The 20,896-nt window shown below is 70.0% G+C and carries 23 protein-coding genes; 8 read left to right on the top strand and 15 right to left on the bottom strand.

Going from position 1 to position 20,896, the window contains the following annotated elements; translation table 11 throughout:
• Positions 1-60 precede the first annotated feature (60 nt).
• The 5 genes from radA to GC203_RS22980 are packed head-to-tail and all read left to right on the top strand — an operon-like array spanning position 61 to position 5,303.
• A complete protein-coding gene (radA, locus tag GC203_RS23000) occupies positions 61-1,437 on the top strand; it encodes a DNA repair protein RadA (protein ID WP_293459252.1) in 1,377 nt (458 codons plus the stop codon).
• Positions 1,434-2,039 (top strand): CvpA family protein, encoded by a 606-nt coding sequence (locus tag GC203_RS22995; protein WP_293459250.1) that lies wholly within the window; start codon positions 1,434-1,436, stop codon positions 2,037-2,039. Before radA ends, GC203_RS22995 begins: the two co-directional genes overlap by 4 nt.
• Positions 2,036-3,541, top strand: a complete 1,506-nt coding sequence (gene purF / locus GC203_RS22990) for an amidophosphoribosyltransferase (RefSeq protein ID WP_293459248.1) — start codon at positions 2,036-2,038, stop codon at positions 3,539-3,541. Before GC203_RS22995 ends, purF begins: the two co-directional genes overlap by 4 nt.
• Complete coding sequence (locus tag GC203_RS22985) at positions 3,538-4,545, top strand: bile acid:sodium symporter family protein (protein WP_293459246.1); 1,008 nt, start codon at positions 3,538-3,540, stop codon at positions 4,543-4,545. Before purF ends, GC203_RS22985 begins: the two co-directional genes overlap by 4 nt.
• Before the next feature lie 11 nt (positions 4,546-4,556).
• On the top strand, positions 4,557-5,303 hold the full coding sequence (locus tag GC203_RS22980; protein WP_293459244.1) for an SDR family NAD(P)-dependent oxidoreductase: 747 nt from the start codon (positions 4,557-4,559) through the stop codon (positions 5,301-5,303).
• Here the strand turns inward: GC203_RS22980 and der are convergent.
• The 10 genes from der to GC203_RS22930 all read right to left on the bottom strand — a co-directional run bounded on the left by der (position 5,251) and on the right by GC203_RS22930 (position 12,316).
• Positions 5,251-6,843: a ribosome biogenesis GTPase Der gene (gene der, locus GC203_RS22975; RefSeq protein WP_293459242.1), complete on the bottom strand. Its 1,593-nt coding sequence runs from the start codon at positions 6,841-6,843 to the stop codon at positions 5,251-5,253. The genes GC203_RS22980 and der overlap by 53 nt on opposite strands.
• A 21-nt stretch (positions 6,844-6,864) precedes the next feature.
• The gene (locus GC203_RS22970) at positions 6,865-8,253 is read right to left on the bottom strand and encodes a PQQ-binding-like beta-propeller repeat protein (RefSeq protein ID WP_293459240.1); all 1,389 of its coding nucleotides are present in this window, start codon (positions 8,251-8,253) and stop codon (positions 6,865-6,867) included.
• A complete protein-coding gene (locus tag GC203_RS22965; protein ID WP_293459239.1) occupies positions 8,250-9,005 on the bottom strand; it encodes a tetratricopeptide repeat protein in 756 nt (251 codons plus the stop codon). The genes GC203_RS22970 and GC203_RS22965 overlap by 4 nt, the downstream gene beginning before the upstream one ends.
• A gap of 126 nt (positions 9,006-9,131) precedes the next feature.
• Positions 9,132-9,506, bottom strand: coding sequence for a hypothetical protein (locus tag GC203_RS22960; RefSeq protein ID WP_293459237.1), 375 nt, complete (start codon positions 9,504-9,506; stop codon positions 9,132-9,134).
• On the bottom strand, positions 9,499-10,083 hold the full coding sequence (locus tag GC203_RS22955; RefSeq protein WP_293459236.1) for an RNA polymerase sigma factor: 585 nt from the start codon (positions 10,081-10,083) through the stop codon (positions 9,499-9,501). Before GC203_RS22955 ends, GC203_RS22960 begins: the two co-directional genes overlap by 8 nt.
• 25 nt (positions 10,084-10,108) lie before the next feature.
• Positions 10,109-10,492 carry a DUF6249 domain-containing protein gene (locus tag GC203_RS22950; protein WP_293459234.1) on the bottom strand — a complete coding sequence of 128 codons (384 nt, stop codon included), beginning with the start codon at positions 10,490-10,492 and terminating at the stop codon, positions 10,109-10,111.
• 104 nt (positions 10,493-10,596) lie between these two features.
• The gene (locus tag GC203_RS22945) at positions 10,597-10,905 is read right to left on the bottom strand and encodes a hypothetical protein (RefSeq protein WP_293459233.1); all 309 of its coding nucleotides are present in this window, start codon (positions 10,903-10,905) and stop codon (positions 10,597-10,599) included.
• The gene (locus GC203_RS22940) at positions 10,892-11,431 is read right to left on the bottom strand and encodes an RNA polymerase sigma factor (RefSeq protein ID WP_293459231.1); all 540 of its coding nucleotides are present in this window, start codon (positions 11,429-11,431) and stop codon (positions 10,892-10,894) included. Before GC203_RS22940 ends, GC203_RS22945 begins: the two co-directional genes overlap by 14 nt.
• A complete protein-coding gene (locus tag GC203_RS22935) occupies positions 11,428-11,880 on the bottom strand; it encodes a hypothetical protein (protein WP_293459229.1) in 453 nt (150 codons plus the stop codon). Before GC203_RS22935 ends, GC203_RS22940 begins: the two co-directional genes overlap by 4 nt.
• 88 nt (positions 11,881-11,968) lie before the next feature.
• Entirely contained in the window at positions 11,969-12,316 is a 348-nt protein-coding gene (locus GC203_RS22930; RefSeq protein WP_293459264.1) for an ArsC family reductase, read from the bottom strand.
• Positions 12,317-12,326: 10 nt separating this feature from the next.
• Here GC203_RS22930 and GC203_RS22925 point away from each other — a divergent pair, with 10 nt between their 5' ends.
• Positions 12,327-12,581: a DUF2164 domain-containing protein gene (locus GC203_RS22925; RefSeq protein WP_293459228.1), complete on the top strand. Its 255-nt coding sequence runs from the start codon at positions 12,327-12,329 to the stop codon at positions 12,579-12,581.
• Here GC203_RS22925 and GC203_RS22920 read toward each other — a convergent pair.
• Complete coding sequence (locus GC203_RS22920) at positions 12,571-13,119, bottom strand: 2'-5' RNA ligase family protein (RefSeq protein WP_293459227.1); 549 nt, start codon at positions 13,117-13,119, stop codon at positions 12,571-12,573. The two genes, GC203_RS22925 and GC203_RS22920, sit on opposite strands and share 11 nt — an antisense overlap.
• Before the next feature lie 94 nt (positions 13,120-13,213).
• Positions 13,214-14,797: a sulfotransferase gene (locus GC203_RS22915; RefSeq protein ID WP_293459225.1), complete on the bottom strand. Its 1,584-nt coding sequence runs from the start codon at positions 14,795-14,797 to the stop codon at positions 13,214-13,216.
• 161 nt (positions 14,798-14,958) lie between these two features.
• Between GC203_RS22915 and GC203_RS22910 the strand changes: the two genes are divergently transcribed.
• The gene (locus GC203_RS22910; protein ID WP_293459223.1) at positions 14,959-16,776 is read left to right on the top strand and encodes an NAD(P)/FAD-dependent oxidoreductase; all 1,818 of its coding nucleotides are present in this window, start codon (positions 14,959-14,961) and stop codon (positions 16,774-16,776) included.
• On the opposite strand, the gene GC203_RS22905 is transcribed toward GC203_RS22910, so the two are convergent.
• Positions 16,773-17,429: a PEPxxWA-CTERM sorting domain-containing protein gene (locus tag GC203_RS22905; protein WP_293459221.1), complete on the bottom strand. Its 657-nt coding sequence runs from the start codon at positions 17,427-17,429 to the stop codon at positions 16,773-16,775. The two genes, GC203_RS22910 and GC203_RS22905, sit on opposite strands and share 4 nt — an antisense overlap.
• Positions 17,430-17,632: 203 nt before the next feature.
• Between GC203_RS22905 and GC203_RS22900 the strand changes: the two genes are divergently transcribed.
• Positions 17,633-18,064: a nuclear transport factor 2 family protein gene (locus tag GC203_RS22900; protein ID WP_293459219.1), complete on the top strand. Its 432-nt coding sequence runs from the start codon at positions 17,633-17,635 to the stop codon at positions 18,062-18,064.
• A gap of 31 nt (positions 18,065-18,095) precedes the next feature.
• On the opposite strand, the gene GC203_RS22895 is transcribed toward GC203_RS22900, so the two are convergent.
• Both GC203_RS22895 and guaA read right to left on the bottom strand, forming a co-directional pair.
• On the bottom strand, positions 18,096-19,187 hold the full coding sequence (locus tag GC203_RS22895) for a helix-turn-helix transcriptional regulator (RefSeq protein ID WP_293459218.1): 1,092 nt from the start codon (positions 19,185-19,187) through the stop codon (positions 18,096-18,098).
• Between the two features lie 86 nt (positions 19,188-19,273).
• Positions 19,274-20,833 carry a glutamine-hydrolyzing GMP synthase gene (gene guaA / locus GC203_RS22890; protein WP_293459217.1) on the bottom strand — a complete coding sequence of 520 codons (1,560 nt, stop codon included), beginning with the start codon at positions 20,831-20,833 and terminating at the stop codon, positions 19,274-19,276.
• Between the last annotated feature and the right edge of the window lie 63 nt (positions 20,834-20,896).

Raw genomic sequence — 20,896 nt, 5'->3', positions numbered from 1 at the left:
CGGCCAGACCCGCCGGGCGGTTGTCGGCTAGACTCCGTCACACCCGAATCAGGAGGATCCATGGCCCGCGACGGCGCCGTCTACGCCTGCCAGTCCTGCGGAGCCGTGCAGTCCCGCTGGGCAGGGCAATGCCCGGCCTGCGGCGCCTGGAACACCCTCGTTGAGGAGCTGACCAGCCGCCCGCCCGGCGCGCTCAAGCCCACAAAGCCCGCGCGCGGGCGCCATCTCGCGTTCGAGGGCCTGGACGAGGCGACGCCTGCGCCAAGGCGTATCGCGACCGGTGTCGAAGAATGGGACCGCGTCTGCGGCGGCGGCGTCGTGCCGGGCTCGGCGATCCTGGTGGGCGGCGATCCGGGCGTCGGCAAGTCGACCCTGCTGCTCCAGGTGGCGGCCAGCGCCGCCCGGCGCGGCGCGGCCTGCGCGTACATCTCGGGCGAGGAAGCCGTGGAGCAGGTCCGCGCCCGCGCCCAGCGCATGGGCCTCGCCGACGCGTCGGTGAAGCTGGCGGCCGAAACCGCGCTTCGGGCCATCGTCGACGGCCTGAAGGCCGAGCCCTTCGACCTGGTGGTGGTGGATTCCATCCAGACGCTCTGGAGCGACGCCCACGAAGCGGGGCCGGGCTCGGTCACCCAGGTGCGCGCGGCGGCCGGCGAACTGGTCCGGCTCGCCAAGAAGCGCGGCGTGGCCGTGATCCTCGTGGGCCACGTCACCAAGGAAGGCGCCATCGCCGGCCCGCGCGTGGTCGAGCACATGGTCGACGCCGTCTTCGCCTTCGAGGGCGAGCGCGGCTATCCCTTCCGCATTCTGCGCGGCGCCAAGAACCGCTTCGGCGCCACCGACGAGATCGGCGTGTTCGAGATGGGCGACGCGGGACTGGCCGAGGTGAAGAACCCGTCGGCCCTGTTCCTCAACACGGCCGGCGAGCGAGCCGCCGGCGCGGCGGTGTTCGCGGGCATCGAGGGCTCCCGGCCGGTGCTGGTGGAAATCCAGGCGCTGGTCGCGCCGTCGGCCTACGGCACGCCCCGGCGCGCGGTCGTGGGCTGGGACTCCGGCCGCCTGGCGATGATCCTGGCCGTACTCGAAGCCCGGTGTGGTCTCTCCTTCGGCGACCGCGACGTCTATCTGAACGTCGCCGGAGGGCTGCGAATTTCCGAGCCCGCCGCCGACCTCGCGGCCGCGGCCGCCCTCGCCTCCTCGGCCTTCGACCAGGCCCTGCCGCAGGATTGCGTGGTGTTCGGCGAGATCAGCCTGTCGGGCGAAGTGCGGCCGGTAAGCCGGATGGATTCCCGCCTGAAGGAAGCCGCCAAGCTGGGGTTCCGTCGCGCCCTCGGGCCGGCCGACGCGGAGCGTACGGACCAGATCGCCTTCACCGGCGCCAGCCGCCTCGCCGACGCCGTCCGGCGCATCCACGACGCCGACTGGGACGGCGCGCCATGACCCAGTTCGACCTGATCGTCCTGGTCCTCCTGCTCGTCTCCGCCGCGGTCGGCTTCTCGCGCGGCGCGGTGCGCGAGATCGCCGCGCTCCTCGCCCTGGTGGTCGCCGCCGCTGTGGCCGTCCTGGGCCTGCCGACCTTCGGGCCCATGTTCCGCGGCGTCGTTCATCCCGCGTGGCTGGGAACGATCGCGGCGCTCGTCGTCGTTTTCGTCGCGGCGTTCGTGGCCCTGCGGCTGATCGGCGCAGCAGTGGCGCGGATGGTGCAGAGCACCCAGGTGCTGGGCTTCCTCGACCGCTCGCTCGGCCTCCTGATCGGCCTGGGACGCGGCCTGATCGTTCTGGGCGCGCTCTTCCTCATGTTCAACGCCGCCACGCCCGAAGATTTGCGCCCCGGATGGATCACCGGCGCGCAAACCTGGCCCCTGGCCGGCAACATGGGCCGCCTGCTGGAGAAGCTGGCGCCCCAGGGCCTGGATGTCGCCGGCCGCCTCAGACCCGCTTTCGATCGCGCTGTTCGCGACGGGTCAGGTGACAGATCGGCGACAGAGGCGTACGAGGCCCTCAAATCCGCTGACACCGACCGTCCGGAGCGATCCAGATGAGCCAGACGCCAGCCCGCGCCGACGACGATTCGCGCCGGGCCCCTCTGCCGCGCGACCCCGAGGACGACACGCCTCGGCTCGAATGCGGCGTGTTCGGCGTCTACGACGTCGCCGAGGCTTCGGGCGTCACCGCGCTCGGCCTGCACGCCCTGCAGCATCGCGGCCAGGAAGCCTGCGGCATGGCCTCGTTCGACGGCCACCGCTTCCACACCGAGCGGCACATGGGCCACGTGGGCGACGCGTTCGGAGGCGGCGACCTCAACGCGCGCCTGCCGGGCATGTCGGCCATCGGCCACACCCGCTACTCCACCGCCGGCGGCAGCTTCATCCGCAACGTTCAGCCGATGTTCGCCGACCTCGAAGCCGGCGGCATCGCACTGGCCCACAACGGCAACCTCACCAACTTCCTGGCGCTGCGCGACCGGCTCGTCTCCGAAGGCGCCATCTTCCAGTCTACGTCGGATTCCGAGGCCATCCTGCATCTGATCGCGCGTTCGCGGCGGCCCAAGTTCCTCGAGCGGTTCACCGAGGCGCTCCAGCAGATCGAAGGCGGCTACGCCCTCGTCGCCTTGACCAACAAGAAGCTGGTGGGCGTGCGCGATCCGCTGGGGATCCGCCCCCTGGTGCTGGGCGACCTCAACGGCAAGGCGGTCTTCGCCTCCGAGACCTGCGCGCTGGACATGATCGGCGCCCGCTTCGTGCGCGACGTGGAGCATGGCGAGATGGTCGTGGTCGACGACAAGGGCATCCGCAGCTTCCGCCCCTTCCCGGCGCAGCAGGCGCGGCCGTGCATCTTCGAATACGTCTATTTCGCCCGGCCGGACTCCGTCGTGAACGGCCGCTCGGTCTATGACGTGCGCAAGCGCATGGGGCGGCGCCTGGCCCAGGAGACCCCCGCCGACGTCGACGTTGTCGTGCCGGTGCCGGACAGCGGCGTGCCGGCCGCCCTCGGCTTCGCCCAGGAAGCCGACCTGCCCTTCGAGATGGGCATCATCCGCAACCACTATGTGGGCCGCACCTTCATCCAGCCCACGCAGGGCCAGCGCGAGCTGGGCGTGCGCATGAAACTGTCGCCGAACCGCGCTGTGCTGGCCGGCAAGCGGGTGCTGCTGGTGGACGATTCGATCGTGCGCGGGACCAACTCGGTGCGGGTCGTGCGCATGGTGCGCGAGGCCGGCGCGACCGAGGTGCACCTGCGGTCGGCCTCGCCGCCGATCAAGTGGCCGGACTACTACGGAATCGACATGCCCGACCGCGAGAAGCTCCTGGCCGCCAACCATTCCGTCGAGGAGATCGCCAGGATCCTGAACGTCGACTCCATGGGCTATCTTTCGGTCGACGGCCTCTACTGGGCGATGGACGCCGTGCGCGATCCCGTGCTGCCCCAGTTCACCGACCACTACTTCACGGGCGACTATCCCACCCGCCTTCTCGATCGCGAGATCGCCGAGGGGCGCAACGAACTGGTCGAGCGTCAGCTTTCGTTCCTGGTGGACGCGTGAGCGGCGCGCGCGGCGGGATCCTCAGCCGTCTTAGGCCCGACTGGTACCTCGTCCTGATCATCACCATGGCCGTGGCGGCCTCGGTCGTCCCGGCGCGCGGCGAGGTCGCCTCGGCGCTCGGCTGGGTGTCTAAGTTCGCCATTGGCATGGTCTTCTTCCTGCACGGGGCGCGGCTCTCGCGGGAGGCCGTTTTCCGCGGCCTCGTGCACTGGCGGCTTCACCTCCTGATCCTGGCGACGACGTTCGGGCTGTTTCCGGCGCTCTGCGTCGGGATCGCGCGCCTGCCCGCCTGGATCACCCCGCCCGAGTTGGCGTCCGGCATCATCCTCCTGGGCTGCCTGCCCTCGACGATCCAGAGTTCGGTGGCTTTCGTCGGCGTGGCGCGCGGCAACGTGCCGGCCGCCGTGGCGTCGGCCTCGGCCTCCAACATGCTGGGCGTGTTCCTGACGCCCCTGCTGGCGAGCGTCCTGATGCACGCCAAGGGCGCGGTCAGCGGCGGCGCCTTCTGGTCGATCCTGCTGCAGCTGCTGGTCCCGTTCGTGGCCGGCCAGCTCGTGCGGCCGTGGATCGGCGACTTCGTCGCCCGCCACAACAAGACGCTCTCGAAGCTGGACCGCGGGACCATCCTGCTGATCGTCTACGTGGCCTTCTCCGGCGCCGTGACGGCCGGCGTCTGGGAGCGGATGGGCGCGTACGACCTCCTGCGTCTGCTGGTCATTTGCCTCGTGCTGCTGGCCGCCGTGCTCCTGGCCACGACCGTCGCTGCGCGGGTCCTGGGCTTCGACAAGGCCGACGAGATCGCCATCGTCTTCTGCGGCTCGAAGAAGTCGCTCGCCAGCGGGGCTCCGATCGCCGCGGCCCTGCTCTCGCCCGCCGTCGCCGGCGTGGCGATGATCCCGCTGATGATCTTCCACCAGGTCCAGCTCATGGCCTGCGCCGCCATAGCCCAGCGCTACGCGCAGCGGGCCGAGACCCAGCCTGACATGGAGCCCGTGACAGGCTAGAGCCTCGCCTCATGTCGAACGCGCCTCTCTCCGACCGCATCGCCCTCGTCACCGGCGCCAGCCGCGGGATCGGCCACGCCGCCGCCCTGGCTCTGGCGCGCGCCGGCGCCCACGTCATCGCCGTCGCCCGCACCCAGGGCGCGCTGGAGGCCCTGGACGACGAGATCCGCGCCGCCACCGGCCAGTCGGCCACGCTGGTTCCGATGGATATCGCCGAGCCGGACGGCCTCGACCAGTTGGGCCTGGCGATCCACCAGCGCTTCGGCCGGCTGGACATCCTGGTCCACGCCGCCGCCATCCTGGGGCCGCTCACCCCCGTCGCCCACATCGAACCCAAGCACTGGGACCGCGTGCTCGCGGTGAACCTGACCGCGTCCTACCGGCTGATCCGCAGCGTAGAGCCGCTGCTCCGCGCCGCCGAGCGGCCGCGGGCGATCTTCCTGACCAGCGGCCGCGCGATCCGCCCGAAGGCCTTCTGGGGGCTCTACGGCGTCACCAAGGCCGGCCTGGAGCACATGGTCCGCACCTGGGCCGACGAACTGGAGACCACCAACGTCCGCGCGGTGCTGCTCGACCCCAGCGTGATGCGCACGCGGATGCGGGCCGAAGCCATGCCCGGGGAAGATCCGAACACCCTGCCCGAGCCGGCGGAGATCGGTCCGCTGGTGGTCGAGCTCGCCCAGGCAGACCTGGGCCTGCCGACCTCTACCGTGGTCTTTTCGGACTGGAAGACGGCCGGGACGCTCGCTTCGGCTTGACGCCCGGACGCGCCATCTTCGCGGCCCGGCCGCGGGGATTGCCGGCCTTGGCCTTCGGCGCCGGCTTGGCGCGGCTTCGAGGCTTGGGCTTGGCGGCGGCGCCCTCCTCGGCCTTCGCGGCGGCCTCTCGGCGGATCTTGGCGGCCAAGCCGGTCTTGGTCGACGCCGGGCCAGCCCGGCGTGGCGCCGAACCGCTCTTCTCCTCGCCCTCGGCGAAGGGGTTCTTGTTCGACTTCACCGTCAGGCGCACCGGCACGCCGGGAAGATCGAAGCTCTCGCGCAGCGAGTTGATCAGATAGCGCCGATAGTGATCGGGAAGCTGGTCGGCGCGGCTCGCAAACAGCACGAACGTCGGCGGCCGCGCCTTGGTCTGGGCCATGTACTTGGGCTTCACGCGGCGGCCGTTCACGGCCGGCGGCGGGTGGCGCGACACCGCCATCTGCAGCCAGTCGTTCAGGTCGCGCGTCTTGACCTTGGTCGACCAGTCGCCATGCGCCTTCAAGACGGCCGGCATCAGCCGGTCCAGGCCGCGTCCGGTCTCGGCCGACAGCGCCACGACGGGCGAGCCCTTCACTTGCGGAAGCAGCCGGTTCGCCTGCTCGATCAGCTCGCCGAGCTTCGTCTGCGGGTCCTCGATCAGGTCCCACTTGGCCAGCACGAACACCAGCGCGCGTCCCTCGCGCTCGACGAGATCGGCGATCTGCAGGTCCTGGATCTCGAAGGGATGGGTCGCGTCCATCACCAGGATCACCACCTCGGCGAAGGTGATCGCGCGGATCGAGTCGCCGGTCGACAGCTTCTCCAGCTTCTCATGGACCTTGGCCTTGCGCCTGAGGCCGGCCGTGTCGACCAACCGGATCCGACGGCCGTCCCATTCCCAGTCCACCGGAATGGCGTCGCGCGTGATCCCGGCCTCGGGGCCCGTCAGCAGGCGATCCTCGCCGATCAGGCGGTTCACCAGCGTCGACTTGCCGGCGTTGGGCCGCCCGACGATGGCGATGCTGATCGGCTTGCCCGCGTCGTCCGCCTCGTCCTCGGCGTCCTCGTCGGGCGCCAGGGCCGCCACGGCCGCGAAGAGGTCGGCCATGCCCTCGCCGTGCTCCGCCGAGATGGCGACCGGCTCGCCGAAGCCCAGGCCGAACGCCTCCAGCACGCCCGCTTCCGAGGCCTTGCTCTCCGACTTGTTGGCGGCCAGCACCACGGGCTTGCCCTTGCGACGCAGGACCTCGGCGAAGATTTGGTCGCCGGGCGTAACGCCCTCGCGCGCATCGATCACGAACAGCGCTAGGTCCGCCTCGTCGACCGCCCGCTCGGTCTGGGCGCGCATCCGCGCCTCGAGGCTCTCGTCGGTGACGTCCTCGAAGCCGGCCGTGTCGATCAGTTCGAGATCGATGTCGCCCAGGCGGCCGACGCCGAACCGCCGGTCGCGGGTGACGCCCGGACGGTCGTCGACGATGGCGAGCCTGCGGCCCGCCAGACGGTTGAACAGCGTCGACTTGCCGACATTCGGCCGCCCGACGATCGCTAGCTTGAGCGCCATGCGGCTAGTGTACCTGGGAGATCAGCGAATCGCGACGAGGTCCGCTTCGTCGGTGACGACGTAGACGGTGTCGCCCATGGCGATAGGCGCCATGGTCGCGGGTCCATTGAGATCGAGACGCTTCTCGACGTCGCCGGTATGCGCGTTGAGGACGACCAGCTCGCCGCCTTGGCCGGCGATCAGCAGGCGCTGCCCCGCCAGCAGCGGACCCGACCAGATCGGCCGCGCCTCGCGCTTCCCGAACAGGCCGAAGACACCGCCCTTCTTCTTGGCCTTGAAGCCCTCGTTGAGGTCCTTGATCCAGTAGATCTGCCCGCTCTCGCGCGAAGCGCAGATCACCTGCCCGGTCTTCGAGACCACATAGATCACGTCGCCCGCCGGCCACGGGGTGGAGATTCCCACCACGGGCAGGGTCCAGCGCACCTGACCGGTCCGCAGGTCGGTGGCGGCGAAGACGCCCGAGTGGCTGACCGCGAAGACGTCGCCCTGGTAGATCACCGGGCGGCCGGGGATGTCGCGGATCTCCGACAGCGCGCTGGTGCGGCTGGCGCGCGACAGCGCCTCGTTCCACAGGTCGTTGCCGTTGGCCGTCCGTAGCGCCACGAGCTCGCCCGAACCGAACGCGGCCACGACCGTGTCGCCCGAAACCGCCGGCGTCGACGCCTTGAGGATCCGCGCGGACTCCGCCAGCGCCTGATAGGTCCAGGACGGCGTTCCGTCCTTCGTGTCGAAGGTCAGGAGCGAGTTGTCGAGGGCGACCACGAACACCCGGCCGCCGGACACGGTCGGCGCGCCGTGGATCGGCTCGTCGGTGCGCGTCCGCCAGCCCACCGCCCCGGTGCGGGCGTCCATCTGCATGACTTCGCGGTAGCCGGACGAGACGTAGAGCTTGCCGTCGGCGTAGGCCATGCCGCCGCCGAACGCGAGCTTGTCGCGCTTGTTGTCGCCGGGGTTGGTGCCCGTGCGCCAGATCTCGGAACCCGTGCGGGCGTCCATCGCGGCCACGCGGCCGGCGGCGTCCATGACGAAGACCTTGCCGTCGGCGGCGACCGGCGGCGCGGTGACGTAGCGGCCCCGCTTGTCGCCCTGCCCGAAGGACTTGCGCCACGCCACGTTGAGATTGTCGCCCACGGCGACATTGCCCAGCGCCTGTTCCGGGTTGCCGCCCGGAAGCGGCCAGGCCGGCACCGGCTGGGGCGTCGAGACCGAGAAGGTCACGCCCTTCAGCGCCTCGGTGGGCTCCAGACGCTCGTCCTGCGGGACGATGGAGACCCGCTGACCCTGGCCGGCCAGCTCCTGCGGGCCCTTGTCCTTCTTGCCGAAGGGATTGAGCCGCCCGACCGTCGAACAGCTCGAAGCGCCGAGCGCCGCCACCAGCAGGACGGCGAGAACCGATTTACGGCGGATCATTGCGGCGCAGCCTCTTGCGGTTGCGGACCCACGATCTGGCCGGGCGTCACGGTCATGGGGGACGGCAACGCCTCGGCGGCCTTCACCACATCCGGCACCGCCTTGGCCGAACCCGAGTCGATCAGGCCGATCGCGGCCTGCGCGCGGGTCTGGACGCCCTGGGTGGCGTCGAGCGCCTGGGAAAGCAGTACGAAGTCGCCGCGCGCGCCCGCGATGTCGCCCGCCCGCAGCTTGGCGAAAGCCAGGGCTTCGCGCGCCTCGAGCCGATAGGGATGACCGTCTTCCATCAGCGGCTTCAAGCGCCCCTCCACGTCCTTGAGGGGAGCGGTGTCGAGGAGCGCCAAGGCGGATTTGAGGCGAGCAACGTCGCCAATCACCGGATCGGGCGCGGCCGCGGCGGCCTGGTCCAGGAGCTTGACCGCCTCGTCCGTCTTCTTGTCGCGCTGGGCGAACGCGGCCAGATGCATCAGCGCCAGCGACTTGTAGGCGGCGGCGTCCGACTGCGAGACCTGGGTGAAGAGCTGTCGCGCCTTGTCGGCGTCGCCGCTCGTGAAGGCGTCCATGGCGTCGGAGTACTGCTGCGACGCCTGGGCGGTCTTGTTGCCGCGCCAGGTGTCGTAACCCCAGTAGCCGAGGGTGGCCACCAGGGCGACGGCGGCGATCCCCAGGAGCCACGGCAGCGCCTTGCGGGCGAACTGCCGGTACCGGTCGGAGCGAAGCTGCTCTTCGACCTCTTCGAAGAATTCCGTCACGTCTGGGGAGCTCCGGGGCGCGTTGGTCGCATTAAAGAGGGGCGGAACCTATAGCGGCCCGGTTCGCGCCTCAAGCCTCAGACGCGGGATGGCGGACCGCGCCGCGCGGTGCGGCGCGGGGGCGGCTCAGATCTCCTCGATCATCCGCGAGACGACGAAGCCCAGGGTGATCACCGCGAGGCCAACCGCGAGCCAGAGGCCGTAGCCGCCCGACAACGCCGAGACCATGTCGGTGGCCGGCGTCACGCGCGACAGGCCCTGACCGAGCGCCCGCGCCGACTGCTCGGCCGTCTCCATGCGATGGAACAGGTTCGACATCAGGAGCTGGCTGGCGCCGATCACGCCCCCTGCCAGACCCGCCGCGCCGATCAGCCAGCGCCGGGCCGTCCAGCCACGGTTCAGTCGGCGTTCGACGCGCTCGGCGAAGGCCTGCGCGTCGGGCGCTTCGGGAGCTTCCCCGAAAAGGCGTTCGAGCCGCCGCTCGAAATCGATCTCAGCCATTGCCCCGCTTCCCTTCCAGAACGGCGTCGTCAGCCGGCGCCAGTCTCGCTCGGAGCTTCTCCAGACCACGTTTGACATGCGATTTGACCGTTCCAAGCGGCAGGTTTAAGGCATCCGCCGCCTCGCCGTGCGAAAGCCCCGCGCCGTAGCACATCGACACGCAGAGCCGTTCGCCGGGCGAGAGCGTCTTCAAGCCCTCATCGAGGTCGATGCGACCGTCCGCGTCCCCCGACGCGGCTGGAACCTCGTCCTCGCCTCCCTCGGCTGCAAAAGCGCTCAGGCGCTTCTGCCGTTGCAGGCGGCGCAGGTACTGCCTGGCCGCGATCCGCTTCACCCAGCCCGCGAAGGTCCCTTCCCCCCGGAACTCGGCGATGCGTTCGAACGCGGCGAGGAAGGCGTCCTGCGCCGTGTCGTCGGCTTCCGCCGGCTGTGCGCCCATGCGGCGCAGCAGGTGACGGACGGCCGACCCGTGCCGGCGCACCAGTTCCCCGAAGGCGCGCCGCTCGCCGGCCGCGGCGTAGGAGCAGAGCTCCACGTCGTGCAGGCTGGCGAAACTCGACTGTGGTGGGCCCTTCATGGGCGCATATCCCCCGCTGCGCGCCTCAGGACTTGGGCTTGTTCAGGAAGCTGAGGAGGATGAAGGCTAGGCCGATGAAGATCGGGAAGGCGGCGAAACCCAGCAGCGGATAGAGGGTGTCGGGCTCCTCGAAGCTCAGCGCGAAGCCGAGGGCCGCGATGCCCACGCCGACGCCCAGCCAGATGATGCCGGTGCGCAGATCGCGTTGCGGCGACGGCGCCATGCCCGGCGAGCGGACATTGCTCGACATGGCTTCGATGACTTCCGTCGGAAGGGGCTGGCCCTTCTCGATGGCCACGCGCAGCGTATCGGCCATTTTCTGGCGTTCCTGGCTCTTGAAGTAGCGCGGCGCGATGAAGATCGATGCGATCGATCCGAAGATGATCAGCAGGACCAAAACAGGTTCCATGATTGTTGTTCTCCTCTCCAGGTCGGCGGGCTGGGAGCCCCGCCTCTAGTGGTGAGAGACCTGGAGGGCGTCCCGCAGATGCATGACGGTCCATGAAATGTTGCTCATGATTCAAGGCCCAGGGCCTTAACGATCCGCCGGTCGAGCATGGCCAGGGCGGTCAGGGCCAGCATGAGGCAGCCGACCAGGGGCGTCACGCCCAGGGAAAGCTCGGCCAGCGTCGGCGCCAGGCTCGGCCCCACCGCCCACAGCACCGAGCCGCCCGCCAGGGTGAAGCTGGACAGCAGCGCCACCTCGCCCAGGAACCGGCGCCGGGCGATCCGTTCCATCACCGCCGTCGAAAAGGCGGGGTCGCGCGCCGGCGGCGCATCCTCGGCGAACAGGGCCCTCAGCCGGTCCTCAGCATCCGTCATCGGAACCTCCCAACGCTTGCAGGAGCCGCGCGCGGCCCCGGGTCACATGCGACTTCACCGTGCCCAGCGGCAGGCCCAGCGCCTCGGCGGCCTCCGCGTGGCTGAAGTCGGCCGCCAGACACAGCGCCACGCAGGCGCGCTGGTCGAGCGGAAGTTCGGACATGGCGGCTTCCAGCGTCAGCCGCTCGTCGCTCATGGCGCCGCTTGGTGGCGGTTTTTCGGCTTCCCAGGCCTGGGCCCGGGCCCGCTCGCGACCCGCCGAGCGGATGGCCGTCAGATGCTTGCGATAGCCGATGCCGCAGAGCCAGGCGCGGACGCTGTCGCCGGACTTCAAGGCGCCGATCCGCGACCAGGCCGCCAGGAACGTCTCCTGCGCGAGGTCGTCGGCCAGGGCCCAGTCCCCGCACGCGCGGCGGAGGAAAGCCCGGACCGGCTGCTGGTGACGCTCCACCAGTCGCGCGAACGCGCTGGTCGAACCCGCCTGGGCGGCCTCGACCAGCGCCGCGTCCAGGCCCTTGGGGCTCATCGGCGCGGGGGAAAGGTGGTCGTGAAGATAGCCGTCACCAGATTGCCGACGGCCACGAAGGACATGATGATCGCCACCAGCCGGAACGGCCAGTCGATGCCGGGGATGCCGGCGTACTCCGAGGCGAACCAGAAGCCCGCGGCCACCGCGCCGGTGACGATCGCGCCCCGCCAGGCCCAGTAGGGCCCATAGCGCCAGTAGCGGCGGTAGTAGCGACGCGGGTGACGTCCATAGCGATCGTAGGGCGCGTAGGCGTCGTCGTCGTCATCGTCGTCCTGCAGCGCCTTGATCAGCTCGGGCGGCGGATCCTTGCCCTGGGTCGTGTAGGTGCGCAGCAGCTCCAGCCGGTCCTTGCTGCGCTGATAGGCCAGCCAGCGGTCCCAGGCGCCGAAGATGAAGAACGCCAGCGGGAACAGCAGCCACCAGTAACTGAAGAAGAAGTCTTGCATCGCATGGGCTCCGAAACCCGGGGCGCGACGGCCATCCGCGGCGCCCTTCTCCACCTAGTCGCCGCGGACCGGGCGATCGGATGCAGCTTCAGCCCGCGATCTGAGCGTAGACCTCCGGCTTGAACCCCACCAGCAGGCGCCCGTCGATGGCCAGCACCGGCCGCTTGATCATCGACGGCTGCGCCAGCATCAGCGTTATGGCCTTCGCCGCGTCGATCCCCTGCTTGTCGGCGTCGGGCAGCTTCTTGAACGTCGTGCCGGCGCGGTTGAGCAGCACCTCCCAGCCGAGTTCCTTCACCCAGCCCCCCAGCGTCGCCCGATCGATCCCCTGCTTCTTGTAGTCGTGGAACTCATAGGCCACCCCGTGCTGGTCCAGCCACGTCCAGGCCTTCTTCATCGTGTCGCAGTTCTTGATGCCGTAGAGCGTGGCGGCCATCGTAGGCTCCATGTCGAAGATCGAACTGCCCAAGGAGGCGCGCGAGGCGTTGGCCCGGGCGCTGTCGAAGTACCTGAAGGACGAACTCGACGTCGAGGTCGAAGGCTTCGACGCGGTGTTCCTGCTGGACTTCCTGATCGAAACCCTGGGCCCCCACTTCTACAACCAGGGCCTGGCCGACGCCCACGCGGTGGTGGCCAAGAAGATCGAGGATCTCGGCGAAGCGATCTGGCAGCTCGAGAAGCCGGCCAAGCTCAGCCGCTGAGCGGCCAGGCGCCCAGGATGCGCCGCCGCCCCGAGCCGTGGAACGCATCGACCAACACGAAGTCGGCCACGCGCCACGAGATCGGCGCAACCATCGTCTCGGGAACCGGGGCCTGGTCCCAGAGCAAGGTCATGTGCGGCCAGAACTGCCGGAGGCGCCCCCGGACCATGCCGAACGCGGCGAGCCGCGCGTGGATCGCCGCGTGGAGCGCCTCGACCCCGATCACGCCCTCGTCGCCCGCCAGCACCACCGGCCGCGGGCCGGGACCCCGCCCCCATCCGGCCAGCCGGTTGAACGCCACGGTGAAGCGCCGCCCCCTCACCGCCTCGGCCGCCCGGCGCGCGCCGTCGACCACCTCTTCGGGGACCCGGTGGAAGACGCCGACGCAATTGAGCGAGACGTGCAGCCGGTCGGCCGGGGTCAGCGGCGCCTTGAGGCCTCGCGCGGCGCACAGGCGTCCGCCCAGCGCCAGCGCCGCCCGCGCCGCCTCGGGCGAGGGTCTGAGGGCGAAGTAGAGCACGTGTTCGCCAGGCGCCACATCCGGCCTCCGATCGCCATCCAATCGCAAGACCAGAACGTATAGCGAACGACTGGAGCTTGCACAGCCGGCCTTCGGGCCGCCTGCTCGCCGGTCAGCCTTGCTTGAGCGCGTTCCAGAGCGGTCCGAGCCAGGGCTCGTAGGCCCGCCAGGCATTGAGCGCGTCGCCGTTGATCGGCCGTCGGACCTGGTCGCCGCTGGGCGTGCGCACGGCCCGCGCCGTCTCGTGGAAACGCAGGCACGCCGGATCGAACGGCAGGCCGAGGTAGGCCAGCAAGCGCCGCACCTCGGCCTCCGGATCGGCGACCAGCGCCTCGTAAGCCAGGTGGTGGACATGGCCGGGCAGCACCGCGTCCCAGAGCTTCATCGTCGAGACATAGCCCCGGTAGTAGGCGCCGATGTCGGCCAGGTCGAAGGCGTAGCCGTAGCCGCCGGCGAAGTACTGTTTGAAGATCGACAGGCCGCAGGCCATCGGATCGCGCCGCACGTCGACGATCCTGGCGTTGGGCAGGATCAGGCGCAGCAGGCCCACGTGGCGGAAGTTGGCGGGCAGCTTGTCGATGAAGCGCGCTCGGCCGGCGCGGCGCAGGACCCGCGTGCGGTCCAGATAGGCGCGGCCGAAGGCGGCGCGTTCGGCGCCCGACAGGCTCGCGACGATGTCGGGATAGGCCGTCTGGCGCGCGCGGCCCAGGGCGGCGATGTCGCGCGCCACGCCGGGCAGCTCCTCCAGCTCCATGGTGCCTTCCACGTCGGGATGGCTCGCCAGGATCTGCTCGACCAGGGTCGAACCCGAACGCGGCAGGCCCACGATGAAGATCGGGTCTGGCGATGGGTCGCCGCCGTCCGCGCCCGCAAAGAGCGCCGGCGTGAACACCCGCGCGGCGGCGTCGCGTTCCTGGGCGAGCTGGTCGGCGTCGCGGGCGCCCGGCCGGCGGCGCAACCGGTTGCCCTCGGCATAGGCGGCGAACGAGGCCGCGCGATCGCCGTCGAGCTCCAGCGCCCGGCCAAGCGCGAAGGCCGCCAGCGCCCGGTCGTCGTCGGCCAGGTCGTCGCGCGCCAGCAGGGTCCGGAGCGCCGACACGTCCTCGGGCCCGAACCGGAAGCTCTTCATGTCGGCCAGGGCCCACCAGGGCGCCCCACTGCGCGGCCGCAAGGCCATCGCCCGCCGATAGGCGGCCACGGCCTCGTCGCTCCGTCCGAGCGTCTTGAGCAGGTGGCCGCAGACCATCCAGGCGTCGGCGAGATCGGGCCGTTCGGCCACCACCGCCTGGAAGACGGCGAGCGCGCCGGCGAAGTCGCCCGCCCGCTCCAGCATCGCGCCCTTCAGGTTGCGCCAGCCCAGGCTCGACGGCGCCGTCGCCAGGCCCTGTTCGGCCGCCGAGAGCGCCAGGGCCGGCGGCAGCAGGTGGAGCGCCGCGGCTAGGTCGGCCCACGCCGTCTCGTAGTCGGGCGCGAGGTTGACCGTCCGCATCAGCATGCCGACCGCCTCGCGCGCCCGGCCGGCGCGCAGGCCCAGGGCGGCCATCAGGCGCAGGGCGACGGGATTGTCGGGATCGGCCTTCAGCCGCGTGCTGAGGAGCGGATAGGCCTCCTGCGGCCGCCCGGAGGCCAGCGCCCGCGCCGCGGCCGCGAGCTGCGGATCCGCCGCCACGTCGAACCTGGAACCACCACCCGTCACGGGGCGACAACAGGCGCCCAACCTCCGCCTGTCAACCGGCAAGCGGCCCCCGCCTGCGGTTCCGCCGGCCCCGCCGTCGCAGCGGCAGGACACAAATTTGAACTTGTGGTACGTGACAGCCGTCTTCCACGACCCCTGCTCGAAAGGCTCGAACGACTCCCATGGACGGATCCCGCGCCGACACGGCCCCCACGTTCGACAAGGCCGCGCTGCTCGCCCGCTACCGCGAAGAGCGCGACAAGCGCCTGCGCCCCGACGGGAACGCCCAGTACCTGGAACTCAAGGGCAGCCACCTCGCGCACTATCTCGACGATCCCTACACGCCGATGGTCGAGCGGGCGCCCAAGACCGATCACGTCACCTTCGCCTTCGTCGGCGGCGGCTTCGCGGGCCTGGTCACCGGCGCGCGGCTGGTCGAAGCCGGGATCAAGGACGTCCGCATCGTGGAGAAGGGCGGCGACTTCGGCGGCGCCTGGTACTGGAACCGCTATCCGGGCGCCCAGTGCGACACCGCCTCGATGGTCTACATGCCGCTGCTGGAGGAGACCGGGCACCGGCCGACCGAGAAATACGCCCATGCGCCCGAGATCCTGGCCCAGTGCCAGCGGATCGGCCGCCAGTTCGGCCTGTACGACAACGCCCTCTTCCACACCGAGGTGACCGACCTCGCCTGGGACGACGCCGAGAAGCGCTGGGTCATCTCCACCAACCGCGGCGACCGCTTCACCGCCAGCTTCATCGGCCTGGGCACCGGCCCGCTCCACGTTCCCAAGCTGCCGGGCATCCCGGGCATCGAGGACTTCAAGGGCCACAGCTTCCACACCAGCCGCTGGGACTACGCCTACACCGGCGGCGATCCGCTGGGCGCGCCGATGGAGAAGCTGCGCGACAAGCGGGTGGCCATCATCGGCACCGGGGCGACCTCGGTGCAGGCCGTGCCCCACCTCGCCAAGACCGCCGGCCAGCTCTACGTCTTCCAGCGCACCCCCTCGTCAGTGGACGTGCGCGCCAATGCGCCGATCGACGAGGACTGGTTCGAGGGCATCGCCACGCCCGGCTGGCAGCAGCGCTGGCTGGAGAACTTCACGGCCAACCAGGCGATGGGCAACGCCACGGAAGACCTGGTGCAGGACGGCTGGACCGACCTGTCGCGCCGCATCCGCGCCAAGATCGCCGCCCTGCCGCGCGAGGGCCTGACCCCGCAGAAGATGATGGCCGCCTTCGAAGACTCCGACTTCGAGAAGATGGAGGAGATCCGCTCGCGCGTGGACGCCATCGTCCAGGACCACGAGACCGCCCAGAAGCTGAAGGCCTGGTACCGCCAGCTCTGCAAGCGTCCCTGCTTCCACGACGCCTATCTGCAGGCGTTCAACAACCCCAACGTCACGCTCGTCGACACCGAGGGCCAGGGCGTGGAGAGGATCACCGAGACCGGCGTCGTCGTGGGCGGCCGCGAATATCCGGTCGACTGCATCATCTACGCCTCGGGCTTCGAGGTCGGCACCGAGTACAAGCGGCGCGCCGGCTTCGAGGTGGCGGGCCGCGACGGCCTGAAGCTGTCGGAGGCCTGGGCCGAAGGCATGAAGACCAAGCACGGGACGCATGTGCGCGGCTTCCCCAACCTGTTCTTCGTTCAGCCGACCCAGGGCGCCAACCTGATCTCGAACGTGCCGCACAACCTCACCGAGTCCGGCCGGACCATCGCGCTTACCATCAAGCACGCCCTGGACGTGGGCGCGCGGGAGGTCGAGGTGACCCAGGAGGCCCAGGACGCCTGGGTGAGCCTGCTGCTCACCGGACCGGGCCGCATGATGATGGGCGCGTCCGATTGCACCCCCGGCTACTACAACAACGAGGGCCAGGACCCCGGCCCGGCCGCCAAGTTGAACGTCGGCTATCCCGCCGGCCCCAGCGCCTACTTCAGGTACCTGGAGGACTGGCGCAGCTCGGGGAAGTTCGAGGGTCTGGAGTTCCGCTAAGGGGCAAAGGGCGCGGCGGTCCGGCGCCGGCGCAGAGCCGCGCCGGTCAGGCCGAACCCCGCGATCGCAAGGATCCACGTCGACGGCTCCGGCACGCCGCCCACGTCGAACACCTGGCCCGCCTCGACGACGATGTTGTCGATCGCGACGTAGTCCGGGGTTCCCGAGAACTGGATGTGCAGGCCGTCGAGGCTGGAGACGCCCGGGCTGATCGTCGCGGGGTTCGCGCCCAGGCTCAGCACGTCCTGGAACAACAGCGCCGAGTAGTCGCCGTTGTAGACCCGGACCTCGCTGGTCTCCGAGGCGCCGAAGTAGGACCCCAGGTCGAAGCTGTAGAGGGAAACGCCTTCGCTCCAGCCAGCGTCGGGCCTCAGGAAGATGTCCGCCACGGCCTGGTCGGTGTAGGCCACGTGATACAGCGTGCCCCAGAGGGCCCAGACGTGCATCCGGCCGGTGGGCGTCGACGAGCCCAAGGCGTCCGTTCCGCCGTACAGCAGGTCCATGTTCGGCACCGTGCCGAAGTTGTCGTTCAGGATGGTGCCGTTGCCGCTGGATTGCCACGGGTCAACGAGGGTCGAGGCCGCCTGGACCGGCGCGCCGGCCGCGAAGAGCAGCAAGGCGGCCAGGGCGGCGCAGGAGGTCGATCGCTTCATCACGCCACTCGCATTTGGGCTCGCCCCGTTGGAGGCGGCCGGCGACCGTCGGAGGGCGCCTTCGGAACATGGCTACAGCGGCGGTCTCCGGGCCACAGCCCCCAAATAGGGGGGACCTCGATTCGAATTCAAAGCGTCCGCCCGCCGCCGCGCTCGCAGCGGTCCGCGCGATCCGGTACGACGGCCGGGACCAGGGAGAGACGATGACCAATCTCGCGGAACGCCGCCTGCAGGTCGTGCGCGATCACATGGCCCTCGAGGTCACCCATGATTGGGACGCCGTGATCGCCACCTTCGAGCACCCGCGCTACGAGCTCTACGGCTCGGGCGTGGTCTTCGACGGCGAGGAGGCCGTGCGGCGCTATTTCAAGGCGTCTCGCGTCCCCTTCCCCGACCAGGGCAACGAGATCATCGCCATCGCCCACGCCGACGACACCGTGCTGGTGGAATTCTGGCTGACGGGCACTCACCTCGGGCCGCTCAAGGTGGGCGACAAGGTGGTGGAACCCACCGGCAGGTCGTTCAAGGTGCGGATGGCCGCGAGCTTCGAGTTCGCGCCGGGCAGCGACAAGATCCTCTGCGAGCGCCCCTATTTCGACCAGGGCATGGTCGTCCGGGCGCTGGGTCTGGCGTGAACCAAGGGCGGTCGGGAGCCGTCGCCGGGCGCTAGCTCTCCGCCGGATCGGCGCCCAGGGCGAGGTTCGACAGCAAGGCCGCCACCTCCGCCTGGCGCGAGCAGCCCGTCTTGTCGAACACGCCGCGCAGCTGCTTTCGGACGGTCGATTTCGCCACCCCGCCCAGCTCGGCGATCTCCTCCAGCGTCTTGCCCTCCGCCAGGCCGCTGGCGATGCGCGCCTCGGCCGGCGTCAGGTCGAACAGCGAGTTCAGCAGGGTGATGGACGGCACCCGCTTCGAACCCACCGGGGTCAGCATCAGCAGGGCGTAGCTGCTGCCGAAGATGTCGTGCGCCGATCGCTTGATCGGGATGACGTGCGCCACCAGGCTCGGCGAGCCCTCCCCGTCACGCACGACAAACGAGTTCGCGGCGGGATCCGAACCCGCCTTGATCGCCTGGAGCGCCGCGGCGAGCATTCCGTTGGCGCTTGGATCGCTCAATCGGATCCTGTTGCTGACGCCCCAGCTCAGCAGGCTCTTCAGTTCCACGATCAGCTCATTGGCTTCCACCACGCCGCCGGCCTCGTTGAGCAGCAGGGCCGGCAATCGCAGGTCGGTCAGCGCCTCGGTGGCGCCGGTGGCGCGCTTCAGGCTCATCCGCGACGAGATCAGCGCGCTGCGCGCGAGATGGGGCCGCAGGCCGTTCAACTGCTCCACGTACCGCTTCTCGAAGGGGCCCCGCTCGAATTCGCGCTCGAGGGAGAAGACGATATTGTCCCCTGTCGGTATGATCAGGCCGGTGCCGGCCGACCAGCCGAGGCCGCGCGGGACGAAGAAGTCCCGATAGATCGGCTCGCGCTTCAACGCCTCGTCGTCCCAGAAATCGTGCTCGACGAAGAAGGCCGGCATCTTCTGCTGCATGAGGCACATGCGCCGGCTGCAGCGGCCGAACCAGCCGTCCTTCACATAGTCGTCGAACACGTCGCGGATGGTGTCCGAGGCCGTCCACGCCAACGACTTGTTGGCGGAGAACATCAGCCCGCCGCGCGCCTCGGAGATGTCCGCCAGGTCGTCGAGCAGCGTGGGCCAGAGCTCGGGCGCCACGGAGCACTCATAAATCCGATCGATCAGGTCCGACTGCATGATCCCGTCTCATACAACGCCGATCCCGGCTCAGGCCATCGGATCGGAGTCGGGCATAGAATCAGAGGCTTCCCGACAAATCGCAACTACTCCCACTCGATCGTCCCGGGAGGCTTGGACGTGACGTCGTAGACCACGCGGTTGACGCCCCGCACCTCGTTGATGATCCGCGTGGCGCAGCGGCCCAGGACGTCCCATGGAAATTCGAAGAAGTCGGCGGTCATGCCGTCGGTCGAGGTGACGGCGCGCAGGGCCAGGACGTGCTCGTAGGTGCGCGCGTCGCCCATCACGCCCACGGTCTTCACGGGCAGCAGCACGGCGAAGGCCTGCCAGATCGAGTCGTAGAGCCCGGCCTTGCGGATCTCGTCGAGATAGATGGCGTCGGCGTCCTGCAGCACCGCCACCTTCTCCGGCGTGATCTCGCCGGGGATGCGGATGGCCAGGCCCGGGCCCGGGAACGGGTGGCGGCCGACGAAAGCCGGCGGCAGGCCCAGTTCGACGCCCAGGGCGCGCACCTCGTCCTTGAACAGCTCGCGCAGCGGCTCGACCAGCTTCAGCTTCATGTAGTCGGGCAGACCGCCCACGTTGTGGTGGCTCTTGATCACCGCCGAGGGGCCGCCGCGGGCCGAGACGCTCTCGATCACGTCGGGATACAGCGTGCCCTGGGCCAGGAACGCCGCGCCCTCGATCTTGGCGCTCTCTCTGTCGAACACGTCGATGAAGAGGCGTCCGATGGTCTTGCGCTTGGTCTCCGGGTCGGTGACGCCGGCCAGCTCGCCCAGGAAAAGCTCAGACGCATCAACGTGAACGAGCGGGATATTGTAGTGATCCCGGAACATCGAGACCACCTCCTTGGCCTCGTCCTTCCGCATCAGGCCGGTATCGACGAACACGCAGGTGAGCTGGTCGCCGATGGCCTCGTGGATCAGCACCGCCGCCACCGAGCTGTCGACCCCGCCGGAGAGGCCGCAGATCACCTTGGCCTCGCCCACCTGCTCGCGGATCTTCGCCACCTGCTCCTGGCGATACGACGCCATGGTCCAGTCGCCCTTCAGCCCGGCGATGCGATGGGTGAAGTTGCGCAGGATCAGCGCGCCGCGCGGCGTGTGCGCCACCTCCGGGTGGAACTGGATGCCGTAGAAGCGGCGGCCCTCGTCGGCGATGACGGCGAACGGCGAGCCCTCGGAGGCGGCGATCACCTCGAAGCCCAGCGGAATGGCGGTCACCTTGTCGCCATGGCTCATCCACACCGTCTCGCGGTCGCCCACCTCGCCCAGGCCTTCCAGCAGGGCCGACGGCCGCTCGATCTGGATCTGGGCGCGGCCGAACTCGCGGCTGTGGCCGCTTTCCACCGCGCCGCCGAGCTGGGCGCACATGGTCATCTCGCCGTAGCAGATGCCCAGCACCGGCACGCCCAGCTCGAAGATCCGCTGAGGCGCCGACGGGCTCTCGGCCTCATGCGCGCTGGCGGGCCCGCCCGACAGGATCACCGCCTTGGGCGCGAAGGCGTCCAGCATGCCCTCGACCTTGTCGTAGGGGTGGATCTCGCAATAGACGCCGCTCTCGCGCAGCCGCCGCGCGATGAGCTGGGTCACCTGGCTGCCGAAGTCGACGATCAGGACGCGTTCGTGGTGGGCTTCGGTCATCGGTGGTTCCGGAAAGACGTTTCAAGCGCCCCTCTCCCCCGGGCGGAGCCCGAGAGGGAGAGG

Origin of the sequence: Phenylobacterium sp., assembly GCF_016124325.1 — a bacterium.
Taxonomy (GTDB): Bacteria; Pseudomonadota; Alphaproteobacteria; order Caulobacterales; family Caulobacteraceae; genus Phenylobacterium.
Note: the sequence above shows the minus strand (reverse complement) of the source record. Positions and strands in the feature narration are given on the sequence as shown.

Coding starts and splice junctions, on each gene's coding strand:
- radA (WP_293459252.1), top strand. CDS start 61: ATGGCCCGCGACGGCGCCGTCTACGCCTGCCAGTCCTGCGGAGCCGTG.
- GC203_RS22995 (WP_293459250.1), top strand. CDS start 1,434: ATGACCCAGTTCGACCTGATCGTCCTGGTCCTCCTGCTCGTCTCCGCC.
- purF (WP_293459248.1), top strand. CDS start 2,036: ATGAGCCAGACGCCAGCCCGCGCCGACGACGATTCGCGCCGGGCCCCT.
- GC203_RS22980 (WP_293459244.1), top strand. CDS start 4,557: ATGTCGAACGCGCCTCTCTCCGACCGCATCGCCCTCGTCACCGGCGCC.
- der (WP_293459242.1), bottom strand. CDS start 6,843: ATGGCGCTCAAGCTAGCGATCGTCGGGCGGCCGAATGTCGGCAAGTCG.
- GC203_RS22970 (WP_293459240.1), bottom strand. CDS start 8,253: ATGATCCGCCGTAAATCGGTTCTCGCCGTCCTGCTGGTGGCGGCGCTC.
- GC203_RS22960 (WP_293459237.1), bottom strand. CDS start 9,506: ATGGCTGAGATCGATTTCGAGCGGCGGCTCGAACGCCTTTTCGGGGAA.
- GC203_RS22955 (WP_293459236.1), bottom strand. CDS start 10,083: ATGAAGGGCCCACCACAGTCGAGTTTCGCCAGCCTGCACGACGTGGAG.
- GC203_RS22950 (WP_293459234.1), bottom strand. CDS start 10,492: ATGGAACCTGTTTTGGTCCTGCTGATCATCTTCGGATCGATCGCATCG.
- GC203_RS22945 (WP_293459233.1), bottom strand. CDS start 10,905: ATGACGGATGCTGAGGACCGGCTGAGGGCCCTGTTCGCCGAGGATGCG.
- GC203_RS22940 (WP_293459231.1), bottom strand. CDS start 11,431: ATGAGCCCCAAGGGCCTGGACGCGGCGCTGGTCGAGGCCGCCCAGGCG.
- GC203_RS22935 (WP_293459229.1), bottom strand. CDS start 11,880: ATGCAAGACTTCTTCTTCAGTTACTGGTGGCTGCTGTTCCCGCTGGCG.
- GC203_RS22930 (WP_293459264.1), bottom strand. CDS start 12,316: ATGGCCGCCACGCTCTACGGCATCAAGAACTGCGACACGATGAAGAAG.
- GC203_RS22925 (WP_293459228.1), top strand. CDS start 12,327: ATGTCGAAGATCGAACTGCCCAAGGAGGCGCGCGAGGCGTTGGCCCGG.
- GC203_RS22910 (WP_293459223.1), top strand. CDS start 14,959: ATGGACGGATCCCGCGCCGACACGGCCCCCACGTTCGACAAGGCCGCG.
- GC203_RS22905 (WP_293459221.1), bottom strand. CDS start 17,429: ATGAAGCGATCGACCTCCTGCGCCGCCCTGGCCGCCTTGCTGCTCTTC.
- GC203_RS22900 (WP_293459219.1), top strand. CDS start 17,633: ATGACCAATCTCGCGGAACGCCGCCTGCAGGTCGTGCGCGATCACATG.
- GC203_RS22895 (WP_293459218.1), bottom strand. CDS start 19,187: ATGCAGTCGGACCTGATCGATCGGATTTATGAGTGCTCCGTGGCGCCC.
- guaA (WP_293459217.1), bottom strand. CDS start 20,833: ATGACCGAAGCCCACCACGAACGCGTCCTGATCGTCGACTTCGGCAGC.